The following is a 19,446-nucleotide window of genomic DNA, read 5'->3' on the forward strand; positions in this document are numbered from 1 at the left end:
GGTTCAGTGGCGAGTGGCAACGGCCGGACGGCGCGGCTTGCCGTCGAGCGGTTGCGGGTCGAGCAGGCCGATGGTCAGCGCGTCGTCGTTGAAATACTTTTTGGCGACGGCCTGAATGTCGGCAGCCGTCACCTTCTGCAGCTTGTCGAGCATGCGGTCGAGCTTCTGGTAGGGCAGGCCGACCGCTTCGATCTGGCCGATTTCCATGGCCTGGCCGAACATCGAATCGAGCTTGTAGACCTGGCCGGCGATCAACTGCGCCTTGGCCCGCTTGAGTTCCTGTTCGCTGACGCCATCTTTCTGGACGCGGGCGATTTCGGCGCGCAGGGCGGCTTCGAGATCGCTGACCGTCTTGCCTTCCGACGGCGTGCCGTGCAGGTAGAGCATTCCGGGGCCGCGTGCCGTGGCGTCGTAATCGATGCCGGCCGACAACGCAACCTTGTCCTCGCGGACCAGTTTCTTGTTGAAACGGGCGGCGTCGTGGCCGTCGAGGATGGAAGCGAGCATTTCCAGCGCGTAAGGATCGCTGTCTTTGTCGATGTCGCGCAGGATCGGCGCCTTGTAGCCCATGATCAGCACCGGCAGTTCGGCCGGCGCCTTGACGGTAACCTTGCGTGTGCCTTCCTGGGCCGGCTCGACCTGTTGCCGGCGAACCGGCAGGGGGCGACCTTCGAGCGGGGCGTAGTATTTCTCGGCCAGGGCGAAGACTTCCTTGTGATCGACGTCGCCGGTGATGATGACGTAGGCGTTGTTCGGCACGTACCAGGTGTCGTACCAGGCCTTGGCGTCGGCCGCCGTCATCGTTTCAAGATCGTTCATCCAGCCGATAATCGGCCGGCGGTAGGGATGAGCCTGGAAGGCGACGGCGTTCATCTGCTCAAAGAGCTTGGATTGCGGGTTGTCGTCGGTGCGCATGCGGCGCTCTTCCATGACGACCTTGATTTCCTGTGCGAATTCCTTGGCGTCCACGTTGAGGTGGCGCATGCGGTCGGCTTCGAGCTGCATCATCTCGGGCAGCTTTTCCTTCGGCACCTGCTGGAAGTAGGCCGTGTAATCGCGACTGGTGAAGGCGTTGTCACGTCCGCCGGCGGCGGCGACGCGCTTGTTGAACTCGCCGGGGCCGACATTCGGCGTGCCCTTGAACATCATATGTTCGAGGACGTGGGCGACGCCCGAGGCGCCGTCGACCTCGTCGGTGCTGCCGATGCGGTACCAGACCATTTGCACGGCGGTTGGCGCCCGGTGGTCTTCCTTGACGATGACGCGCAGGCCGTTCTTGAGCGTGGTTTCGTAGGGGTTGGCGAAAGCTGCGGTGGATAACCCGGCAGCAAGCAAAACGGAGAGCAGGTATTTGAGGCGCATGGGGGGGCTGGGCTTTCTGCTAGAATTCGCGGCTGATTTTGCATCGAATCGGACGGCATCTTAACGGCTTGCCGCCCGCCTGTCAGCAAGGCTTGAGACCACCAACCCCATGTTCAGTTTCCTGAAAAAATCCGGCAGCGACAGTAAAGCCGAAGCCAAGGCCGACGTCCCGGCCGAAGCCGCCGCCCCTTCGTGGCGCGAGCGCCTGTTCAAGGGTCTGGCCAAGACCCGCGCCCAGTGGGGCGGCAAACTCAAAACCATTTTTTCGCGCGGCAAGGTCGACGACGAACTGCTCGAAGAACTCGAAACCCTGTTGCTGACCAGCGATTGCGGTGTCGAGGCAACGACCCACTTGCTCGACGAGCTTAAAAAGGCCGCCAAGCGCGACAAGCTCGATACGCCGGACGCCATCCAGAAGGCGCTGCACGACGCCCTGCTCGAAACCTTGCAGCCGCTCGAAAAGCCGCTCGACATCTCGACGCATAAGCCCTTCGTGATCATGATTGCCGGCGTCAACGGGGCCGGCAAGACGACCTCGATCGGCAAGCTGGCCAAGTATTTCCAGATGCAGGGCAAGAGTGTGCTGCTGGCTGCCGGCGACACTTTTCGCGCTGCGGCCCGCGAACAGCTCGAAACCTGGGGTGAGCGCAACAACGTGACGGTCATCGCCCAGGACAAGGGCGACCCGGCTGCTGTGGTCTTCGATGCCATTTCGGCCGCCAAGGCGCGCGGCATCGACATCGTTCTGGCCGATACGGCCGGTCGTTTGCCGACCCAGCTGCACCTCATGGAAGAAATCGCCAAGGTCCGCCGCGTCATCCAGAAGATCGACCCGGAAGGCCCGCACGAAACCCTGCTCGTACTTGATGCCAACATCGGTCAGAACGCGCTGCAGCAGGTCAAGGCCTTCGACAAGGCGATCAATGTCACCGGACTGGTCCTGACCAAGCTCGACGGTACGGCCAAGGGCGGCGTCGTTACGGCCATCGCCCGGCAATGTCCGAAGCCGATCCGCTTCATCGGTGTCGGCGAACAGATCGACGACCTGCGTCCCTTCCTGGCCCGTGATTTTGTGGATGCCATGTTCGAGCAATGATCGAAGCGAGCAATTTGACCAAACGCTATCCGGGCGGCTTCGAGGCCGTCAAGGATGCGAGTTTTTCGATTGAGGCCGGGCAGATGGTGCTCATTACCGGCCATTCCGGCGCCGGCAAGACGACGCTGGTCAAGCTGATCTCGACCATCGAGCGGCCGACTTCCGGCAGCCTCGTGGTCAACGGCCAGAACCTGTCGGCCCTCGGGCGCAGCGTCATTCCGCATGTGCGCCGGCATTTCGGTCTGGTTTTCCAGGATCAGAAGCTGCTGTTTGACCGCAATGCCCTCAGCAACGTGCTGCTGCCGCTGGAAATCGCTGGCCTGCCGCGCCGCGAGGCGATTCGCCGGGCTCAGGCGGCGCTCGACAAGGTCGGCCTGCTGGCGCGCGAAAAGGCCAATCCCATCGCGCTTTCGGGTGGCGAACAGCAACGGCTGGCCATCGCCCGCGCCGTGGTCAACCGGCCAACCATCCTGATTGCCGACGAGCCGACCGGCAACCTTGATAGCGAATCGGGCATGGCCATCCTCGACATTTTTGCCGACTTCCACCGCGTCGGCGTCACGGTTGTCGTCGCCACCCACGACCAGAGCTGGATTGAGCGTTACCACCCGAATGTCCTGCGCCTGGCGCATGGGAGGGTGGTCGAATGAAGTCCTGGCTCATCCACCACCGCGCCGCCCTGGCCGCGGCCTTCCGCCGCTTGTGGGCGGCACCGCTCAACACGCTGCTGTCGCTGATCGTCATTGGCATTGCGTTGACCTTGCCGGCCTTCGGCTACGTCGCCCTCGACAACCTGCGCGACCTCGGGCGCAATGCCTCCGGCGTCCAGCAGATCAGCCTGTTCATGAGCCTTGAGGCGAGCAAGAAGGACGTCGGCGAGATCGAAAGTCGCTTGCGTCAGGCGCCCAACGGCAAGTGGAAATTCGTGCCGAAGGAGGACGCGCTGAAGCGTATGCAGAGCAGCGAAGGCATGGCGGAGATCGTCGCCAGCCTGCCGCGCAATCCGCTGCCCGACGCCTTCATCATCGAACCGGCCAACACCGAGCCGGAGGCGCTGGAAATCCTGCGCAGGGAAATTGCCGGCTGGCCCAAGGTTGCCCATGTCCAGCTCGATTCGGCCTGGATCAAGCGTTTTGACGCCTTCCTGCGCCTCGGCAAACTGGCTTTGTGGATGCTGGCCGGGTTGTTTGGTGCCGGGCTGGTGGCTGTGACTTTCAACACCATCCGCCTGCAGGTCATGGCGCAGTCGGCCGAGATTGAGGTGGCGCGCATGATCGGTGCGACGGACGGCTTCATCCGCCGGCCTTTCTACTATTTTGGTGCCTTGCAGGGGGCGCTCGGCGGCTTGCTCGCTGCCGTGCTGGTGCTCGCTGCGCTGCGCCTGCTGGGTGGGCCGGTTGGCGAACTGGCAGCGCTTTACGGTGGCAACTTCAGCCTGCGTCCGCCGGGCGTTGGTGAAACGCTGGGACTGGCGACGCTCGGCGCTTTCCTCGGCTGGCTTGGCGCCCAGTTGTCGGTCAGCCTGTCGCTGCGGAAGTTTGACTAGCCGGCGGGAATTCCTTTGTACGGTGGGGGCAGCCGCCCTTGCCGGTTGCGCCCCATCCGGAAAACCGCCCTTGCCACCCGGCGAATTGCTTGGCATGAATCAGGCGCTTGGCCACCGTTTGCGCGACGGTGGTTTTCCCGAACCTTCCGAAACGCGAAAAACCGGTGTGCTGATCGTCGGAGGCGGCATCTCCGGGCTTTCGGCGGCGTGGAAACTGGCGAATGCTGCGGTCGACGACTTTCTCGTGCTGGAAATGGAAAGCGAAGCCGGCGGCAATTCGCGGGCGGGTCAGTCGCCGCTCGTCGCCTATCCGTGGGGCGCGCATTATTTGCCATTGCCGGGCCAGGAGGCTGTGCATGTGCGCGAATTGCTGGCCGAACTCGGCGTATTGCAGGGCGATCCGACGGCGCTCAAACCGACCTATGACGAGCGTTATTTGTGTGCGACGCCGCAGGAGCGGGTCTATCGGAATGGCTTGTGGGACGAGGGGTTGCTGCCGCAACGTGGCATCGATGCGGCTGAGCTGGCCGAGCAAAAGCGCTTTCATGAACGGATGGATGAGCTTAAGCGGGCCAAGGGGCGCGACGGACGCCGGCTGTTTGCCATTCCGATGGCGCTGTCGAGTCGCGATCCTGAATGGCTCGCCCTCGACCGGATTTCCTTCGCCCACTGGTTGAGCGACAACGGCTTCACGGCGCCGACCGTACTGTGGCTGGCCAACTACGCTTGCCGCGACGATTACGGAACAGCCTTCGATCAGGTCTCGGCCTGGGCCGGGCTGCATTATTTCGCCTGCCGTAACGGCGAGGCGGCCAATGCCTCGGGCGATACGGTGCTGACGGCGCCCGAAGGCAACGCCTGGCTGGCGCGTGGTTTGGCCAAAAAGGCCGGTGATCGCATCGTGACCGGAGCGCTGGTCTGGCGCATCGAGGAAGGAAAATCGAGTGTTGCGGTCGACGTGCTTTTTGGGTCAAAAACCGTGCGCTTCGAAGCCCGGCAACTGATCTGGGCGGCGCCGGCCTTCGTTCTGCCGCGCGTCTGGCCGGCGATGCCCGGAGAACTCAAAGCGGCGGCGCTGGCCGGCGATTACGCTCCGTGGCTGACCGCCAACCTCCATCTGGGCGATTTGCCGGAAGAGCGGCACGGCGCGCCGGCGGCATGGGACAACGTGTTTTACGACAGCCCTGGCCTCGGTTACGTCAGCGCGACGCATCAACTGATCCGCCGTCGCCTGAACGGCACGGTGTTCACCTATTACCGCGCGCTGCACGACGTGACGCCGGCCGAGGGGCGCCGATTGCTCATGGAAACGCCGCGCGAGGCGTGGGCGGAGGGCATCCTGGCCGAACTCGAACGCGTGCATCCCGACATCCGCAAGCTGTCGACGCGTCTCGACGTCTTTCGCAATGGTCACGCCATGCGCCGCCCGGTGCCGGGCAGTCTCTTCCACGGTCAACGGGAAAAAATGGCCAATTTTGAAAGCCCGCGCATCACGCTGGCGCACGCCGACCTGTCCGGATTTTCCTTGTTCGAGGAAGCGCAGTATCGGGGCGTGCTGGCGGCCGAACGCGTGCTCGGACGTCAGGTTGCCAGGTAGCGCAGGAGCAGCATCTTGAGGTCGTTTGGCTCGACCGGTTTGACGATGAAATCGTTCATGCCCGCCTCGATGCAGCGCTCGCGATCCTCGGCAAAGGCGTTGGCGGTCATCGCGATGATCGGCAGCAGGGTGTGTTTGGGCTCGGCGCGAATGCGGCGGGTGGCTTCCAGACCGTCCATTTCCGGCATCTGCATGTCCATCAGGATGAGGTCGTAGTTGCCGCTCTCCAGCAACTCGAGTGCTTCACGACCGTTTTCTGCGGTGTCGGCCGTGGTGCCGAATTCCTTGATCAGTTCCAGGGCAATTTCGCGGTTGATCGGCTCGTCCTCGACGATCAGCAGATGGCGGCCGGCCAGCGTTTCCTGAACAGCCTGCAGAGGAAGGCCGGCGTGGGTCGAGGTGAGGGCATCGACCCCCTCGTCGCCGGATTTTAGGCGGGCGGTAAACCAGAAACGGGAGCCGCCGCCGGACTGGCTGCTGACACCGACATCGCCGCCCATCAACTGGGCAAGGCGCCGGGTGATGGCCAGGCCGAGGCCGGTACCACCGAATTTTCGGGTGGTCGACGCGTCGGCCTGCTCGAAAATGCCGAACAGCCGGGGAATCGATTCCCTGGCGATACCGATTCCGGTGTCTTCGACGTCAAAGTGCAGCAGGATGTCGCCCTCCGTTTCGGAGACGCGTCGTGCCCGGATGGTGACGCTGCCCTGCTCGGTAAACTTGATGGCATTGGCCGTGTAATTGATCAGGCATTGCATGATGCGGGTCGGGTCGCCGATCATGGTCCGCGTGAAAGCATCGGACTCGGTGTGCAGGACCAGGTCCTTTTCTCGGGCGCGTTCGCCAAGTACGGAAACGACGCGCTTGAGGATGTTTCCGATGTCGACCTTGGTTTCATCAAGCTGCAGTTTGCCGGCCTCGATCTTGGAAATGTCGAGAATGTCGTTGATGACCGCGAGCAAATGCTGTGATGCACCGTCGATCTTGTCGAGGCGGTCGACCTGGACCGGCGTCGGATTGTCGCGACGCAGCAGGTGAACCATGCCGAGCACGGCATTGAGCGGCGTCCGGATTTCATGGCTCATGTTGGCCAGGAAAGCGCTCTTCGAGCGGCTGGCCGCCTCGGCTGCCTGGCGCGCAATTTCGAGTTGGGCGGTGCGCTGCCTGACCTCGGCTTCGAGGTTTTCGCGGTGCTTCTCCAGCTCCTGTGCAGTGCGCTGGACTTCGCTGATGTCCGAGAACGAGACGACCGTCCCGCTGATCTGGCCATCGCGCAGGGTCGGTGTGATGGTCAGGCGAACCGGGAACATTTCGCCATTCTTGCGCCAGAAAACATCATCCATCCGGCGTGTCTTGCCATCGCGCGCGGTCAGCCGGAGCGGGCACTCCGCCAGCGGATAGATCGAGCCGTCAGCGTGATGGTGGTGGAAGAGGCTGTGAGAGCTTCTGCCCAGGAGCTCCGCTTCGCTGAAACCGAGCAGGGCAAGGCCGGCCGGATTGATGAAGGAGCAGACGCCATCAAGGTCGGTGCCGAACACGCCCTCGCCCAGCGTTTCCAGAATCATCCGTTGCCGGGCTTCGCTCTCCATCAAGGCCTGCTCGGCGCTGGCCAGTTCCCGCAGGTCGACGTCAAGGCAGAACATCATCGGGCCGAGGTCGGCCGTATCAACGACGGTGTGGCTCGAATAGACCTCGACCGGGTGGCCGTCCTTGTGGCGTAGAGTCAGGCGACCGGCCGGGATGCCGGTCTTGTTGGCGAACATCCATTGCACTGCGCCGCGTACGCCTTCATGCATGGCACTGGGGATGATCAGCTCAAGCAGCGATTTTCCGATCGCTTCCCGGGGGCTGTATCCGTACAGCGACTGCGACGCATGGTTCCAGTAGGCGACCGTGCCATCGGCCAGGTAACCCTGGATGGAAAGGGCGTCGACATTCTCGAAAATGGCGCGAAACCGCGCTTCGGTTGCCGACAGCTCGGACATCGCCAGGGCTGTCCGGGCGCGCTCGGTCTTGAGTCGCCGGTTGGAGCGGGACAGCGTGAAAACAAAGAAAATCAGGCCGCCGGCGATGGACAAGCCAACAACGCCAATGACCAGGCCGTATTGTTTGACGATGTCGTTGAAGGTAACGCTGGGCGCCGTTTCAAAGGGAGGCTGGCGCAAACTCCGCAACAGTTCTTCGACCGGACGATAGTCACCGGGAATGGCGAAACCCTGAATTTCAGCGGCGCGGGCAACATCGCCGCCATGCGGCAAGGTGAGGATGTCGGCGGCGAACTTGCGGGCGAAGTTCTGATCAGCCCACGGCATCGCGGCCAACGCCCACTGCGGATAGAGGCGGGTCGAATGGGCCAGCGGAAAATCGTCGTCCCGGGCATTGATGACCCGCAGGCGACCGATGTCGAGCTTGTGTTCCCTGGCCATGGCTTCGATCAGGCCGGTGCGGACAAAGGCGGCATCGACCTGGCCCTCAAGCAGCTGCTGGATGGCCTTGTCCTGAGGCTGGCCGGTTTCGATGATGGTGGCCTCGGTGGCCAGGTCGATGCCGCGCAGCATCAACTCGTAGGCCTGGGCCTGATAGCTGCCGAGAGAGCCGGTGCTACTCGTGGCGATGCGTTTTCCGGCGAGGTCGGCGAGGTTCTGGATGTTTTTTTCGTCGTGCCGGGTCAGGACAACGCCGCCGAGCCCGGAAACGGGTTTGCCGCCCTCTGTTTCAATGAGCGAGGCGAGCGGTGACAGCAAGCCTTCACGCTGGGTCAGCATGATGTAGTGCCCGGGCTGGGTGAGGACGAAATCGACCCGCTTGTCGCGGATGGCGGATTCGAGTTCCGGGTAGGTCAGGGCAAGGAGTTCCAGTGGTCTCTCTGGATTGGCCCTGTTGAGATAGTTAATCAGCGGTTGCCAGCGCGCATCTGTCTCGGCTTTGGGGCGGGCGGCGAGGATGGCGAATCTGGCTGCTTTTTTCGTGTTGACCGTGGCACTGGCTGTTGCGTTCTGGGTCTGTGCCGGGGGCTGTTCGTCGGCATTGATTCCCGACAGTCCGAGCAGAAGGCACAGAGCAACCATGGCCTTGAAGAGCCGACGGCTGACAGGGGCAGAGCAGTTATCGCGCACAAGCACTCCACTCGGAATTGTCGCTGCAAGGTGCTGTTATATCAGTATAAGGTGATTTGCTCGATATTTTATTCCAGATGGAATTCCCGGTTGGTCATATCTATCGGTAGAGAAGAAATTTGCGGCTTTCTTCCGTCCACGCCGCTTCATCGGGGCAGGTCAGGCGATCGAGGTCGTCGACCCGGGTGGCCGGATCATCGACCCATTCGCGCAAGAGCGGTGAGCCATTGATGAGGTCGATGGCCAGCCGGTCGTGCTCGTACTCGTAGGCGAAGTCACGCCACAGCGGGTAGTCGGGGTAAAGACGGCGGATGGTCTTGAAGGCGAGGGCCTGGATGCGCCACGGTTTGAAGGCGGCGTGGTCGTAGTACGGCCCTTCGCAATGGATCTGGATGCCGTGATTGAGCTGGCCGGCGTGTTTGTGGAAAGTTGGCTCGAACCAGCATTCGCGCAGCTTGCAGCCGGCCAGCCAGTGCGGGGCGCAGGTCTGCATTTCGGCCAGAACAGCGCGGGCGTCGATGTCCGGCGCGCCGAATAGTTCGAGCGGGCGGGTCGTGCCACGGCCTTCGGACAGCGTGGCGCCTTCGAGCATGACAGTGCCGGCGTAGGCGCGGGCCATCCACAGGTTGGGGGCGTTCGGGCTGGGGTTGATCCAGGTTCGTTCGCCGAGCGGCCAGCCGTAGCCGGGGGCGGCATCGGGCTGCCAGCCGTGCATGGTGACGACGTGGTAATCGACGTCGAGCTTGAGCGTGGCGATGAACCAGTGGCCGAGTTCGCCCATGGTCAGGCCATGGCGCATCGGCATCGGGCCGGCGCCGACGAAGCTCTCCCAGCCGTCGCGCAGGGTAAGGCCTTCGATGGGGCGGCCGGCTGGGTTGGGGCGGTCGAGTACCCAGACGCTCTTGCCGTGTTTGGCCGCCGCTTCGAGGACGTAGCGCAGTGTCGTGATGAAGGTGTAGATGCGGCAACCGAGGTCCTGCAGATCGACGAGCAGGACGTCGAAGGTGTCCATCATGGCCGCGGTCGGCCGGCGCACTTCGCCGTACAGGCTGAAGACCGGGATGCCGAGTTGCGGGTCGAGGAAGTCAGGCGACTCGACCATGTTGTCCTGCTTGTCACCGCGCAGACCGTGCTGCGGGCCGAAGGCGGCAGTTATTTTCAGATCGGGCAGGGCGTCCAGGGCGTCGAGCGAATGGGTTAGATCAGCGGTGACTGAGGCCGGGTGGGCGAGCAGGGCGACGCGCCGGCCGGCCAGCGGACGGCGCAGGGCAGGCTCGGCGATCAGGCGGTCAATGCCGAAGAGGACGGTCTGGGTCATGGCGTATTTCGCTTCAGTGTCAGGGCAAAGCTCTGGCGGACGTGGAAATCGGGCTGGGCGGCGTAATGCGCCAGTGCCCAGTAGCTCTTGCTGCCGTCTGCCGCTTCGATGACGGCGGTGAGGCCGAGTTGCAGCGTGCTGCCGGGCGGCAGCAGGGCGGCGGGGAGGCTGGCGCGCAGTTCGAAACCGTCGGCCAGCGGGGTGAAGCTCAGTTGGGGCTCGGCGACGGGGGCAAAGGCCTCGTCACGCTCCCGGTAGTCGGTGAAGCGGTAGGCTGCCCACTGGCCGGAGGGCGAGAAATTGAATTCGCGATAGCCGGCGCCGTCTTCCATCACGAAGGCTTCGCAGCAAGTGTGCTGCCACAAGCCATCGGCCGGGCCGGGCGGCTGCGGCGCGGGAAGGCAGAGGGCCGACGGCGGACAGGTGACGCGGTAATCCAGGGTCACGCCACCATCGGCCGTCGTCGCGGCGCTGACTTCGATGCCGCAGGGCAGCGCAGAGAGGATAGCCGGGTGGCTGAGCAGGGAGGCAATCGTCGGGGCAGGCAAGGCGGGGGCAAACGTCAAAATGGTCGGCAGGCGGTACTTTAACTGCTTGTTTCGGAGGATGTTACGGTCAACCGGAAAAAACGGCCAAAATCAAGGCGCACCCTTGGTCGACGAATGCTTTTGGAGTAAGTTACCGGCTTTCAGAAAACACTTTCCGGGAGAGAAAAGTGACGCCGCTGCGTATCAACCTAGAACAAGAAGACATGCCGACCCACTGGTACAACGTGGTCGCCGACATGGTCAATCCGCCGGCGCCGCCGCTCGGTCCCGATGGCAACCCGGTGCCGCCGGAAGCGATGGGCGCGATATTCCCCGGGCCGATTCTCGAACAGGAAATGTCGGCTGAACGCTGGATCGCCATTCCCGAAGAAGTCCGCCAGATATACGCCCTGTGGCGTCCTGCCCCGCTTTGTCGCGCCTTGCGTCTGGAGCAGGCGCTCGGTACGCCCGCCAAGATTTTCTACAAGTACGAAGGCGTCTCGCCGGCCGGTTCGCACAAGCCGAATTCCGCCGTGCCGCAGGCTTATTTCAACAAGATCGCCGGCACCAAGCGGCTGACCACTGAAACCGGCGCCGGCCAGTGGGGCTCGTCGATCGCCTTTGCCGGCCAGATGTTCGGCCTGCCGGTGCGCGTCTTCATGGTCAAGGTCAGCTACGAGCAGAAGCCTTTCCGCCGTTCGATGATGCAGACCTGGGGCGCCGAAGTCTTCGCCAGCCCGAGCAACCTGACCAACGCCGGCCGCGCCGCGCTGGCTGCAGACCCCGACAACCAGGGCTCGCTCGGCCTGGCCATTTCGGAAGCCGTCGAGGAAGCCGCGGCTGATCCCGGCACCTGCTACACGCTCGGTTCGGTCCTCAACCACGTGTTGTTGCACCAGTCGGTCATCGGTCTCGAAGCCAAGAAGCAGTTCGACAAAATCGGCCTGTATCCGGACGTGATTTTCGGGCCTTGCGGCGGTGGCTCCAGCTTCGGCGGCATCGCCTTCCCCTTCCTCGCCGACAAGGCAGCCGGCGACAAGCGCGCCACCAACCTGCGTTGCGTCGCCGTCGAGCCGACCTCCTGCCCGACACTGACCAAGGGCCACTACGCCTACGACTATGGCGACGTGTCCGGCTACACGCCGATCATGAAAATGTACACGCTCGGCCATGACTTCATGCCCCCCGGCATCCATGCCGGCGGCCTGCGCTACCACGGCGATTCGCCGCTCGTTTCACAACTGCTCCACGAAGGACAGATCGAGGCGCTGGCCGTACCGCAGGTGGCGACCTTCGAGGCTGGCGTGCAGTTCGCCCGGGCCGAGGGCATCATTCCGGCGCCCGAATCCTGCCACGCCATCCGCGCCGCCATCGACGAAGCGCTCAAGTGCAAGATCACCGGCGAGGCCAAGACCATCCTGTTCAGCCTGACCGGGCACGGCCACTTCGACATGGCGTCCTACGACAAATTCTTCTCCGGCAAGCTTGAGGACTACGACTACCCGGAAGCGGCTATCGCCGAATCGCTCAAACATTTACCCAAGGTAGGCTGAGCCCGTGAAAGCGCTTGTCTTCCTGCTCGTTCTCGCCAATCTGCTGTTCTACGCCTTCAGCGAAGGTTACTTCGGGCGGCCGGACAATCCGGACGCCGGCCGTGTCGACCAGCAGATCCTGCCCGAGCGCATGCGCATCGTCTCGCGCGGCGAGGCGCCGGGGGGGGCGCTCGTAAAACCCGAGGCGGTCGCTCCGGCTGTTGCCCCGGCGACCGAAGCGCCGGCGCCGGGAAGTGCCGAAGGAGGCTCGCCGGCAAAAACTGAGCCGGCCCCGGAAACCAATGCGGAAAAGCCAGGTGTGGCTGAAGTGGCCGATAAGCCGCCGGTCTGCCTGACCTGGCGCCCCCTGCCGCTGGCCGATGGCGAGCGTCTGGCAGCGCTGTTGGCCAAGCGTTTCGGCGATTACAAGGTGACCCGAAAAGTGGTTGCCTCGGAAGGTAATGGCTGGTGGGTGTTCATTCCGCCGCAGCCCAACAAGGCCGAAGCAGAAAGAAAATCGACGGAATTGCGCGAACTTGGCGTGACGGAGTTTTTCATCGTGCAGGATGAGCTGAATCGCAACGCCATTTCGCTCGGTGTTTTCTCCTCCGAAAAAGGTGGACAGGACAAGCTGGCCGAGCTGAAAGCCAAGGGCGTTCGCTCGGCGCAGGTCGCGCCGCGGCCGGGTAAGGACAGCCTGGTTACGTTGCAGGCGCGCGGGCCGGTTGGCGACAAGGTCGAACTGATCGGCGCCGTTGGTCGCCTTCTGCCCAAGGCCGACACGCTGGCCTGCAAATGAGCCAGTATGTCGTCGGCCTGACCGGCGGGATCGGCAGTGGCAAAAGCACGGTTGCCGATCTGTTTGTCGAGCAAGGGGCGGGGTTGGTCGATACCGATGCGATTGCTCGCGACCTGACCCTGGCCGACGGCGCAGCGATGCCGGCATTGACGGCTGAATTCGGGCCGGAAATCCTGGCTGCTGATGGCGCGCTCGACCGGGTGGCGATGCGCCGACTGGCCTTCGCCGATCGATCGGCGAGAGGCCGGCTTGAAGGCATCCTGCATCCGCTGATCCGCCGGATCTCGGCCGAACGCTGCCAGGCGGCGACCGAACCCTACGTTATCCTCGCCGTGCCGTTGCTGGTCGAATCGGGAAATTACCGCGAACGCTGCGACCGGATCGTCGTCGTCGATTGCCCGGAAAGTCTGCAAATTGAGCGTGTGATGGCGCGGAACGGGCTCTCGGCAGAGGAGGTCAAAGCGATCATGGCGGCGCAGGCAACACGACAACAAAGGTTGGCCGTCGCCGACGATGTTGTGGTCAATGATGCTGATCGGATAAAAATTGTCGAACAGGTCAAAATGCACCATGCAAAATATCTAGCACTTTTGGCCGAAAAACTTAAAGCAAGCTGTTGAGATTTGAATGCAAATGGCTCAGAATAAACAAAATTTTCCGTTTTCTCGGACACCGGCCGCGTGATCACCTACGAATACCCGTTTAATGAACGCATCCGCACGCTGCTGCGTCTGGAAGATTTGTTCGAAAAAACGGCGTATTTCGCCCAGGAAGAAGGCGCTCTCGAGCACCACGCGGCGCTGCTTTCGCTGTTCGAAATCCTTGAGGTGGCCGGTCGCGCCGACCTCAAGATGGACCTGATCCAGGAACTCGAACGGCAACGTCAAACGCTGCTCGCTTTTCGCAACAACCCCGAAATTTCCGAAGAAGCACTGTCCGGCGCCCTCTACGAAATCGAGCAGTCGTCGGCCGCGTTGCTCCGTATGACCGGCAAGATCGGCCAATACCTGCGTGAAAACGACTGGCTGATGGGCATCAAGAGCCGGGCCGCCATTCCCGGCGGCGTCTGCGAATTCGATCTGCCGTCCTACCACTGGTGGCTGCACCGCCCGGCCGATGTCCGGCGCAGTGCGCTGGAGGGATGGACCAAGCCGATGCTGCCGCTGCGCGATGCGGCGGCCATCGTTCTGCGCCTGCTCCGCTCGAGCGGGCGGCCGAAAAGCTACTCGGCGACCAATGGCCAGTTTCAGCTCAATCTCGGCGGGTCCGCCGCGCAGATGGTGCGCGTCACGGTCAGCGTTGACGAGCAGGCGATTCCCGAAGTCAGCGCCAACAAATATTTCCTGAACATCCGTTTCACCAAGCCGCCGGCCGGTGAACTCAAGTCGCGTAGCTGCGAACGCGACGTTCCCTTCGACCTGACCTTCTGTAACCTGTAATGGCTGTGCGCAAGGTTCGCTGTCCGCAATGTGGCGAAGACGCCATCTGGGCCCCCGAAAATCCGTGGCGCCCGTTCTGTTCCGAACGTTGCAAACAGATTGATCTCGGTTGCTGGGCCAGCGATTCCTATCGCATCGGCGGTGCGGTCAGCGATGAAGAGGCCGGGACGCCCGGCCTCGACTTTTCGGATCAGCCGACGCGCTGATTTCGGCCATCCGGCGACTTCCACGGTCAACCGGAATTTTTGCCCAAAATTGAAATCCCCTGACGGCGCAGCCTACCATCCGCGCATCAGAGCAATGCCGTGGGCGCCGTGCTCCTGCGCTTTCGCCAGCATCTCCGGCTTCATGCCGCCCAGCGCCAGCACCGGCAGCGTGTTGCCGGCCACCTGTCTGGCAAATTCCGGCCAGCCGAGACCCGATGTTTCTGGATGGCTGGGCGTTGCCAGCACCGGGCTGAGCAGCGCGTAGTCGAGGCCGAGTTCCCCGGCGCGGGCAACTTCCGGCGCCGTGTGGCAGGAGGCGCCGACCCACGTGAAATCGGGGCGCTGTGTGCAGGCGGCCAGCTTGATCGACGACAGATGGATGCCGTCGGCGCCGACCTGGCGGGCGATGTCTTCGTCGTCATTGATGACGACCAGCGCGCCATGGTCGTGCGCCAGCCGGCAGACGGCTTCGGCCAGCCACAGACGCTGCGCGCGAGGCCAGCCCTTGTCGCGCACCTGGATCAGCCGCAGCCCGGCCTTGAGCGCCTCTTCCAGCCGTTCCAGCTGGCGTTCCGTGCCCTCGGCCTCGGCGTTGGTGATTGCCATCGTGGTCGGCAGCGACAGGGCTTTGAGGATCGGATCGTTGGCCGGCAGGATGGGGGTGACGGTGGCTGCTTCGCCCGTCCGTTGCCATTCGACGGCTGAGTGCTCGAGCGGCGCCGTGATGCCGATTTCGCCGTCCCACGCCGTGACCCGCCAGAAATTCAGGCGCACGGTGGCGTGCGGGTAGGTGAATTGCCGGGTCAGCCACGGCGAGCAGGCGGTGACGGTGATGCCAAGTTCTTCCTGCAATTCGCGGATGAGCGCGTCGCGGACGCTCTCGCCGGGCTCGACCTTGCCGCCGGGGAATTCCCAGTAGCCGGCGTAAACCTTGCCCTCAGGGCGCTGGGCGAGCAGGAATTCGCGGCCGTCGGCCCGTAACATGACGGCGGCGGCGACTTCGACGATCTTGCTCACTTGCTCTTCTTTCGCGAAGTTTTCTGGCGCCCGGCCAGGTCGCGGGCGAATTGCCAGGCGACGCGCCCGGAACGCGAGCCGCGGCTCAGTGCCCAGTTCAGCGCCTCACGCTCGCTGGCGGCGATGACATCTTCGCTGACGCCGAGCTGGCGCGCCCAGTGATTGGCAATGGCCAGATAGTCGTCCTGGCTGAACGGGTAGAAGGAGATCCACAGGCCGAAACGCTCGGACAGCGAGATTTTTTCCTCGGTGGTTTCGCCGGGATGAATCTCGTCGTCGACGCGATGCGTTTCGAGGTTCTCGGAAAAATATTCCGGCATCAGGTGGCGGCGATTCGACGTGGCGTAGATCAGCACGTTGTCGGGCGGCGCGGCGATCGATCCGTCAAGCACCGATTTGAGCGCCTTGTACGCCGTCTCGCCGGCCTCGAAGGACAGGTCGTCGCAAAAAATGATGAATTTTTCCGGTCGACCGTCGAGAAGATCGACGATGTCGGCCAGGTCGACCAGATCCTCCTTGTCCACCTCGATCAGACGCAGGCCCTTGGCCGAGTATTCATTGAGCACGGCCTTGACCAACGACGACTTGCCGGAGCCGCGCGTGCCGGTCAGCAGCACGTTGTTGGCGGTCTTGCCAGCGACGAACTGGCGCGTGTTGGCGGTGATGCGCTCCTTCTGGTCGTCGATGTTCTCGAGATCGGACAGGCGGATCGGGTGCGGGTGGCGCACCGCCTGCAGCCAGCCCCGGCCGTTGCTCTTGCGCCAGCGGAAAGCGACGGCGGATTGCCAGTCTGGCGCTTGCTGGAGCGGCGGCAGGGAGGCTTCGAAGCGGGCCAGTACCGCTTCGGTGCGGGCGAGCAGACGTTCCAGTGAGGGAGTGTTGGGCATGGTGACAGGTATACTTCGCGGCAAATTGCGAACTCTAGCGAAACCCATGCGAAAAATCCAAACGGCAGCCCTTTTATTTCTCACCCTGCTGGCCGGCTGTTCGACCGTGCCGCCCAGCGTTGCTCCGGCTGCCTGCGCTCCGTGCCCGGCCTGTGCAGTCTGCCCGGCAGTAGTGCCCGCCGCTTCGACGCCTGTGCCAACAACCCCTCCCGTATTCACGCGCTCGTTTCAGCCCGCTGGCTGGGGCGATCTGCCCGGCTGGGTCGCTGACGATGTGGCCGCTGCCTGGCCAGCCTTCCTGCAGTCATGCCGCGGTGTTGGCAGCAAGCCGAATGGGGCCGGCTGGAAGCGCGTCTGCGATCTGGCGCGGGCAGCGGATGGCAAGCCCGGCCATGATCCACGCCGTTTCTTCGAGCAGCATCTGAAACCCTACGCGGTTGCCAACGGTGACGGCGCCACCAGCGGCATGATCACCGGCTACTACGAACCCCTGCTCCAGGGCAGCCGCTCGCGCAGCAGAGGCTACGAACAGCCCGTGCGCGGCGTGCCGGATGATCTGCTGACCATCGACCTGTCGGCCGTCTTTCCTGAACTGAAGGACAAGCGCGTGCGTGGCCGGCTGGAGGGCAACAAGGTCGTACCCTACTGGTCGCGAGCCGAAATTGCGGCACGTGGCGAAAAACTGCCCGGAAAAACCCTGCTTTACGTCGACGATGCCGTCGAGCTCTTTTTCCTGCAAGTTCAGGGTTCCGGCCGCGTGCGGCTGGCCGATGGCAGCGTGGTTCGTCTCAATTACGCCGACCAGAACGGGCATCCCTACCAGTCCATTGGCAAGGCGCTGGTCGAACGCGGCGAGCTGAAGCTGGAAGAAGCATCAATGCAGGGCATTCAGGCCTGGGCACGGGCCAATCCGTCACGCCTCGACAATCTGCTCAACACCAACCCCAGCTATGTCTTTTTCCGCGAAGTGCCGAACAGTCAGGACGGCCCGATCGGCGCCCTGGGCGTACCGCTCACTGCCGAGCGCAGCATTGCCGTCGATCCGCGTTCGGTGCCGCTCGGTTCGCCGGTCTTCCTGGCGACCACCCGGCCGAATACGGCAACGCCAATGAACCGGCTGGTCATGGCGCAGGATACCGGCGGGGCAATCAAGGGGGCGGTGCGCGCCGACTTCTTCTGGGGCTTCGGCAAGGACGCCGGCGAACAGGCGGGGCGAATGAAACAGAGTGGCCGTTTGTGGGTTCTGTTGCCACCGGAGCTCGCCCCGAAATAAGGCGTCGATGCACCGTTATCGAGCGATGGCTTATTGGTTTGCACTCGCATGGTGCAAATAAGTTGTTATGGTATTTGGTAATGCACTGATTTGTAACAATAATGATGCACTGGAATGGTGCTTGCTTTCTGCCTCCCCATTCTTTGATTGGGGTGGTTCATGGAAACGTATCAATCCAGCAGCAACGTATTGTTTATCCTGCTCGGTGCCATCATGGTGCTGGCCATGCACGCGGGTTTTGCCTTCCTTGAGGTCGGCACGGTCCGCAAAAAGAACCAGGTCAATGCGCTGGTCAAGATTCTGACCGATTTTGGCGTGTCGACCGTGGCCTACTTCTTCGTCGGCTACAGCATCGCGTACGGCGTCAATTTCTTCAGCGGTGTCGAGACGCTGATGGAGAAAAACGGCTTCGAACTGACCAAGTTCTTCTTCCTGCTCACCTTCGCGGCGGCCATCCCGGCCATCATTTCCGGCGGCATCGCCGAACGCGCCAAGTTCAACCCGCAACTGATCGCCACCTTCATGCTGGTCGGTTTTGTCTATCCCTTCTTCGAAGGCATTGCCTGGAATCAGGCCTTCGGCGTCCAGGCCTGGCTCAAGGCAACGTTCGGCGAGGAGTTCCATGACTTCGCCGGCTCCGTCGTCGTCCATGCCATGGGTGGCTGGATCGCCTTGCCGGCCGTAGTCCTGCTCGGTGCGCGCTACGGCCGCTACAGCAAGGATGGCCGAATCTCGGCGCACCCGCCTTCATCGATTCCTTTCCTGGCGCTTGGCGCATGGATCCTGACTGTCGGCTGGTTCGGCTTCAATGTGATGAGTGCCCAGACTCTCGACAAGATTTCCGGTCTGGTCGCCTTGAACTCGCTGATGGCGATGGTCGGCGGCACGCTGGTCGCCCTCGTCGCCGGCAAGAACGACCCGGGCTTTTTGCACAACGGCCCGCTGGCCGGTTTGGTCGCCGTCTGTGCCGGTTCAGATCTGATGCACCCGATTGGTGCTCTGGTTGTCGGCGGCGTGGCCGGCGGACTGTTCGTCATGATGTTCACTTTGGTGCAGAACCGCTGGAAGATCGACGACGTGCTCGGCGTCTGGCCGCTGCACGGCATGTGCGGCGCCTGGGGCGGCATCGCGGCCGGTATTTTTGGCAGCAAGGCCTTGGGCGGGGCGGGTGGCATAGCCTTCATGCCGCAATTGATCATGACGACAATGGCCATCGTGGTCGCGTTGATTGGCGGTGCGCTGGTCTATGGCACCCTCAAGGCGACCATGGGGTTGCGCCTTGATCAGGAAGAGGAATACGAAGGTGCCGACCTCAGCATCCACCGGATTACGTCGACGCCGGAGCGTGAGCCGAACTGGTGATTTTGTTCTGACAGGATCAAGCGGCCCGGTTTTATCGGGCCGTTTTTTTGTCGGTGTGATTTTCTTCACTGACTGTTTTTTCGCCTCGCCATATCCTGAATTCGTGACGGGAAGTGTGATTCCCGGAAAGAGATCGAAGCGAGGTGTGCGATGGTCGTGAAGAACGAGAAGCGAATGGGTGATGATCGCCGCGCCCGCGAATTCGGTCCGCCGGATGGTTGGCGTGAACGTCGCAAGAGCGTGGAAAGGCGGCTGGTCAGGGTCGAAGAAATTCCGTTTTCGGAATGGCTGGCCTATCGGCCGGTGCGGGCCGAGACTGAAACGCAAAAATAATACGATTTGTGAAACAAAAAGGCCTCGCCAGATTGC

General features: G+C 62.9%; 18 protein-coding genes. 12 read left to right on the top strand and 6 right to left on the bottom strand.

What is annotated here, in order from left to right; translation table 11 throughout:
- Nucleotides 1-3: 3 nt before the first annotated feature.
- Nucleotides 4-1,362 (bottom strand): M16 family metallopeptidase, encoded by a 1,359-nt coding sequence (locus AC07TV_RS02930; protein ID WP_494646903.1) that lies wholly within the window; start codon nucleotides 1,360-1,362, stop codon nucleotides 4-6.
- Nucleotides 1,363-1,471: 109 nt separating this feature from the next.
- On the opposite strand from AC07TV_RS02930, the gene ftsY reads away from it, so the two are divergent.
- The 4 genes from ftsY to AC07TV_RS02950 all read left to right on the top strand — a co-directional run bounded on the left by ftsY (nucleotide 1,472) and on the right by AC07TV_RS02950 (nucleotide 5,601).
- On the top strand, nucleotides 1,472-2,458 hold the full coding sequence (ftsY, locus tag AC07TV_RS02935; protein ID WP_494646904.1) for a signal recognition particle-docking protein FtsY: 987 nt from the start codon (nucleotides 1,472-1,474) through the stop codon (nucleotides 2,456-2,458).
- A complete protein-coding gene (locus AC07TV_RS02940; RefSeq protein WP_494646905.1) occupies nucleotides 2,455-3,108 on the top strand; it encodes a cell division ATP-binding protein FtsE in 654 nt (217 codons plus the stop codon). The genes ftsY and AC07TV_RS02940 overlap by 4 nt, the downstream gene beginning before the upstream one ends.
- On the top strand, nucleotides 3,105-4,004 hold the full coding sequence (gene ftsX, locus AC07TV_RS02945) for a permease-like cell division protein FtsX (RefSeq protein WP_494646906.1): 900 nt from the start codon (nucleotides 3,105-3,107) through the stop codon (nucleotides 4,002-4,004). Before AC07TV_RS02940 ends, ftsX begins: the two co-directional genes overlap by 4 nt.
- 70 nt (nucleotides 4,005-4,074) lie before the next feature.
- Nucleotides 4,075-5,601: an FAD-dependent oxidoreductase gene (locus AC07TV_RS02950; RefSeq protein ID WP_494646907.1), complete on the top strand. Its 1,527-nt coding sequence runs from the start codon at nucleotides 4,075-4,077 to the stop codon at nucleotides 5,599-5,601.
- Here AC07TV_RS02950 and AC07TV_RS02955 read toward each other — a convergent pair.
- The 3 genes from AC07TV_RS02955 to AC07TV_RS02965 all read right to left on the bottom strand — a co-directional run bounded on the left by AC07TV_RS02955 (nucleotide 5,586) and on the right by AC07TV_RS02965 (nucleotide 10,601).
- Entirely contained in the window at nucleotides 5,586-8,717 is a 3,132-nt protein-coding gene (locus AC07TV_RS02955) for a PhnD/SsuA/transferrin family substrate-binding protein (protein ID WP_494646908.1), read from the bottom strand. The two genes, AC07TV_RS02950 and AC07TV_RS02955, sit on opposite strands and share 16 nt — an antisense overlap.
- A 100-nt stretch (nucleotides 8,718-8,817) precedes the next feature.
- Nucleotides 8,818-10,035 (bottom strand): exo-beta-N-acetylmuramidase NamZ family protein, encoded by a 1,218-nt coding sequence (locus tag AC07TV_RS02960; protein ID WP_494646909.1) that lies wholly within the window; start codon nucleotides 10,033-10,035, stop codon nucleotides 8,818-8,820.
- Entirely contained in the window at nucleotides 10,032-10,601 is a 570-nt protein-coding gene (locus tag AC07TV_RS02965; protein ID WP_494646910.1) for a DOMON-like domain-containing protein, read from the bottom strand. Before AC07TV_RS02965 ends, AC07TV_RS02960 begins: the two co-directional genes overlap by 4 nt.
- A gap of 149 nt (nucleotides 10,602-10,750) precedes the next feature.
- On the opposite strand from AC07TV_RS02965, the gene AC07TV_RS02970 reads away from it, so the two are divergent.
- From AC07TV_RS02970 to AC07TV_RS02990, 5 genes are read left to right on the top strand one after another with little or no spacing between them, the layout of a single operon-like run.
- Nucleotides 10,751-12,115 carry a TrpB-like pyridoxal phosphate-dependent enzyme gene (locus tag AC07TV_RS02970; RefSeq protein ID WP_494646911.1) on the top strand — a complete coding sequence of 455 codons (1,365 nt, stop codon included), beginning with the start codon at nucleotides 10,751-10,753 and terminating at the stop codon, nucleotides 12,113-12,115.
- 4 nt (nucleotides 12,116-12,119) lie between these two features.
- The gene (locus AC07TV_RS02975) at nucleotides 12,120-12,893 is read left to right on the top strand and encodes a hypothetical protein (RefSeq protein ID WP_494646912.1); all 774 of its coding nucleotides are present in this window, start codon (nucleotides 12,120-12,122) and stop codon (nucleotides 12,891-12,893) included.
- Nucleotides 12,890-13,513: a dephospho-CoA kinase gene (gene coaE, locus AC07TV_RS02980; protein WP_494646913.1), complete on the top strand. Its 624-nt coding sequence runs from the start codon at nucleotides 12,890-12,892 to the stop codon at nucleotides 13,511-13,513. Before AC07TV_RS02975 ends, coaE begins: the two co-directional genes overlap by 4 nt.
- Before the next feature lie 60 nt (nucleotides 13,514-13,573).
- A complete protein-coding gene (gene zapD / locus AC07TV_RS02985; RefSeq protein WP_494646914.1) occupies nucleotides 13,574-14,332 on the top strand; it encodes a cell division protein ZapD in 759 nt (252 codons plus the stop codon).
- Nucleotides 14,332-14,538 carry a DNA gyrase inhibitor YacG gene (locus AC07TV_RS02990; protein WP_494646915.1) on the top strand — a complete coding sequence of 69 codons (207 nt, stop codon included), beginning with the start codon at nucleotides 14,332-14,334 and terminating at the stop codon, nucleotides 14,536-14,538. Before zapD ends, AC07TV_RS02990 begins: the two co-directional genes overlap by 1 nt.
- A gap of 72 nt (nucleotides 14,539-14,610) precedes the next feature.
- Here AC07TV_RS02990 and AC07TV_RS02995 read toward each other — a convergent pair whose 3' ends face one another.
- Nucleotides 14,611-15,555, bottom strand: coding sequence for a Nudix family hydrolase (locus AC07TV_RS02995; RefSeq protein WP_494646916.1), 945 nt, complete (start codon nucleotides 15,553-15,555; stop codon nucleotides 14,611-14,613).
- Nucleotides 15,552-16,442, bottom strand: a complete 891-nt coding sequence (locus AC07TV_RS03000; RefSeq protein ID WP_494646917.1) for an ATP-binding protein — start codon at nucleotides 16,440-16,442, stop codon at nucleotides 15,552-15,554. The genes AC07TV_RS02995 and AC07TV_RS03000 overlap by 4 nt, the downstream gene beginning before the upstream one ends.
- Nucleotides 16,443-16,488: 46 nt before the next feature.
- Between AC07TV_RS03000 and mltA the strand changes: the two genes are divergently transcribed.
- The 3 genes from mltA to AC07TV_RS03015 all read left to right on the top strand — a co-directional run bounded on the left by mltA (nucleotide 16,489) and on the right by AC07TV_RS03015 (nucleotide 19,410).
- A complete protein-coding gene (gene mltA, locus AC07TV_RS03005) occupies nucleotides 16,489-17,715 on the top strand; it encodes a murein transglycosylase A (RefSeq protein WP_494646918.1) in 1,227 nt (408 codons plus the stop codon).
- Nucleotides 17,716-17,874: 159 nt separating this feature from the next.
- The gene (locus AC07TV_RS03010) at nucleotides 17,875-19,077 is read left to right on the top strand and encodes an ammonium transporter (RefSeq protein WP_494646919.1); all 1,203 of its coding nucleotides are present in this window, start codon (nucleotides 17,875-17,877) and stop codon (nucleotides 19,075-19,077) included.
- A gap of 174 nt (nucleotides 19,078-19,251) precedes the next feature.
- Nucleotides 19,252-19,410, top strand: coding sequence for a hypothetical protein (locus AC07TV_RS03015; protein ID WP_494646920.1), 159 nt, complete (start codon nucleotides 19,252-19,254; stop codon nucleotides 19,408-19,410).
- Nucleotides 19,411-19,446: the final 36 nt, after the last annotated feature.

Source organism: Azonexus sp. GW821-FHT04F04, from assembly GCF_059420025.1.

What these genes read in the sequence shown, in the direction of transcription:
- AC07TV_RS03015 (WP_494646920.1), top strand. Translation starts at nt 19,252, where the DNA reads ATGGGTGATGATCGCCGCGCCCGCGAATTCGGTCCGCCGGATGGTTGG.
- AC07TV_RS03000 (WP_494646917.1), bottom strand. Translation starts at nt 16,442, where the DNA reads ATGCCCAACACTCCCTCACTGGAACGTCTGCTCGCCCGCACCGAAGCG.
- mltA (WP_494646918.1), top strand. Translation starts at nt 16,489, where the DNA reads ATGCGAAAAATCCAAACGGCAGCCCTTTTATTTCTCACCCTGCTGGCC.
- ftsY (WP_494646904.1), top strand. Translation starts at nt 1,472, where the DNA reads ATGTTCAGTTTCCTGAAAAAATCCGGCAGCGACAGTAAAGCCGAAGCC.
- AC07TV_RS02930 (WP_494646903.1), bottom strand. Translation starts at nt 1,362, where the DNA reads ATGCGCCTCAAATACCTGCTCTCCGTTTTGCTTGCTGCCGGGTTATCC.
- AC07TV_RS02940 (WP_494646905.1), top strand. Translation starts at nt 2,455, where the DNA reads ATGATCGAAGCGAGCAATTTGACCAAACGCTATCCGGGCGGCTTCGAG.
- ftsX (WP_494646906.1), top strand. Translation starts at nt 3,105, where the DNA reads ATGAAGTCCTGGCTCATCCACCACCGCGCCGCCCTGGCCGCGGCCTTC.
- AC07TV_RS03010 (WP_494646919.1), top strand. Translation starts at nt 17,875, where the DNA reads ATGGAAACGTATCAATCCAGCAGCAACGTATTGTTTATCCTGCTCGGT.
- AC07TV_RS02990 (WP_494646915.1), top strand. Translation starts at nt 14,332, where the DNA reads ATGGCTGTGCGCAAGGTTCGCTGTCCGCAATGTGGCGAAGACGCCATC.
- AC07TV_RS02960 (WP_494646909.1), bottom strand. Translation starts at nt 10,035, where the DNA reads ATGACCCAGACCGTCCTCTTCGGCATTGACCGCCTGATCGCCGAGCCT.
- coaE (WP_494646913.1), top strand. Translation starts at nt 12,890, where the DNA reads ATGAGCCAGTATGTCGTCGGCCTGACCGGCGGGATCGGCAGTGGCAAA.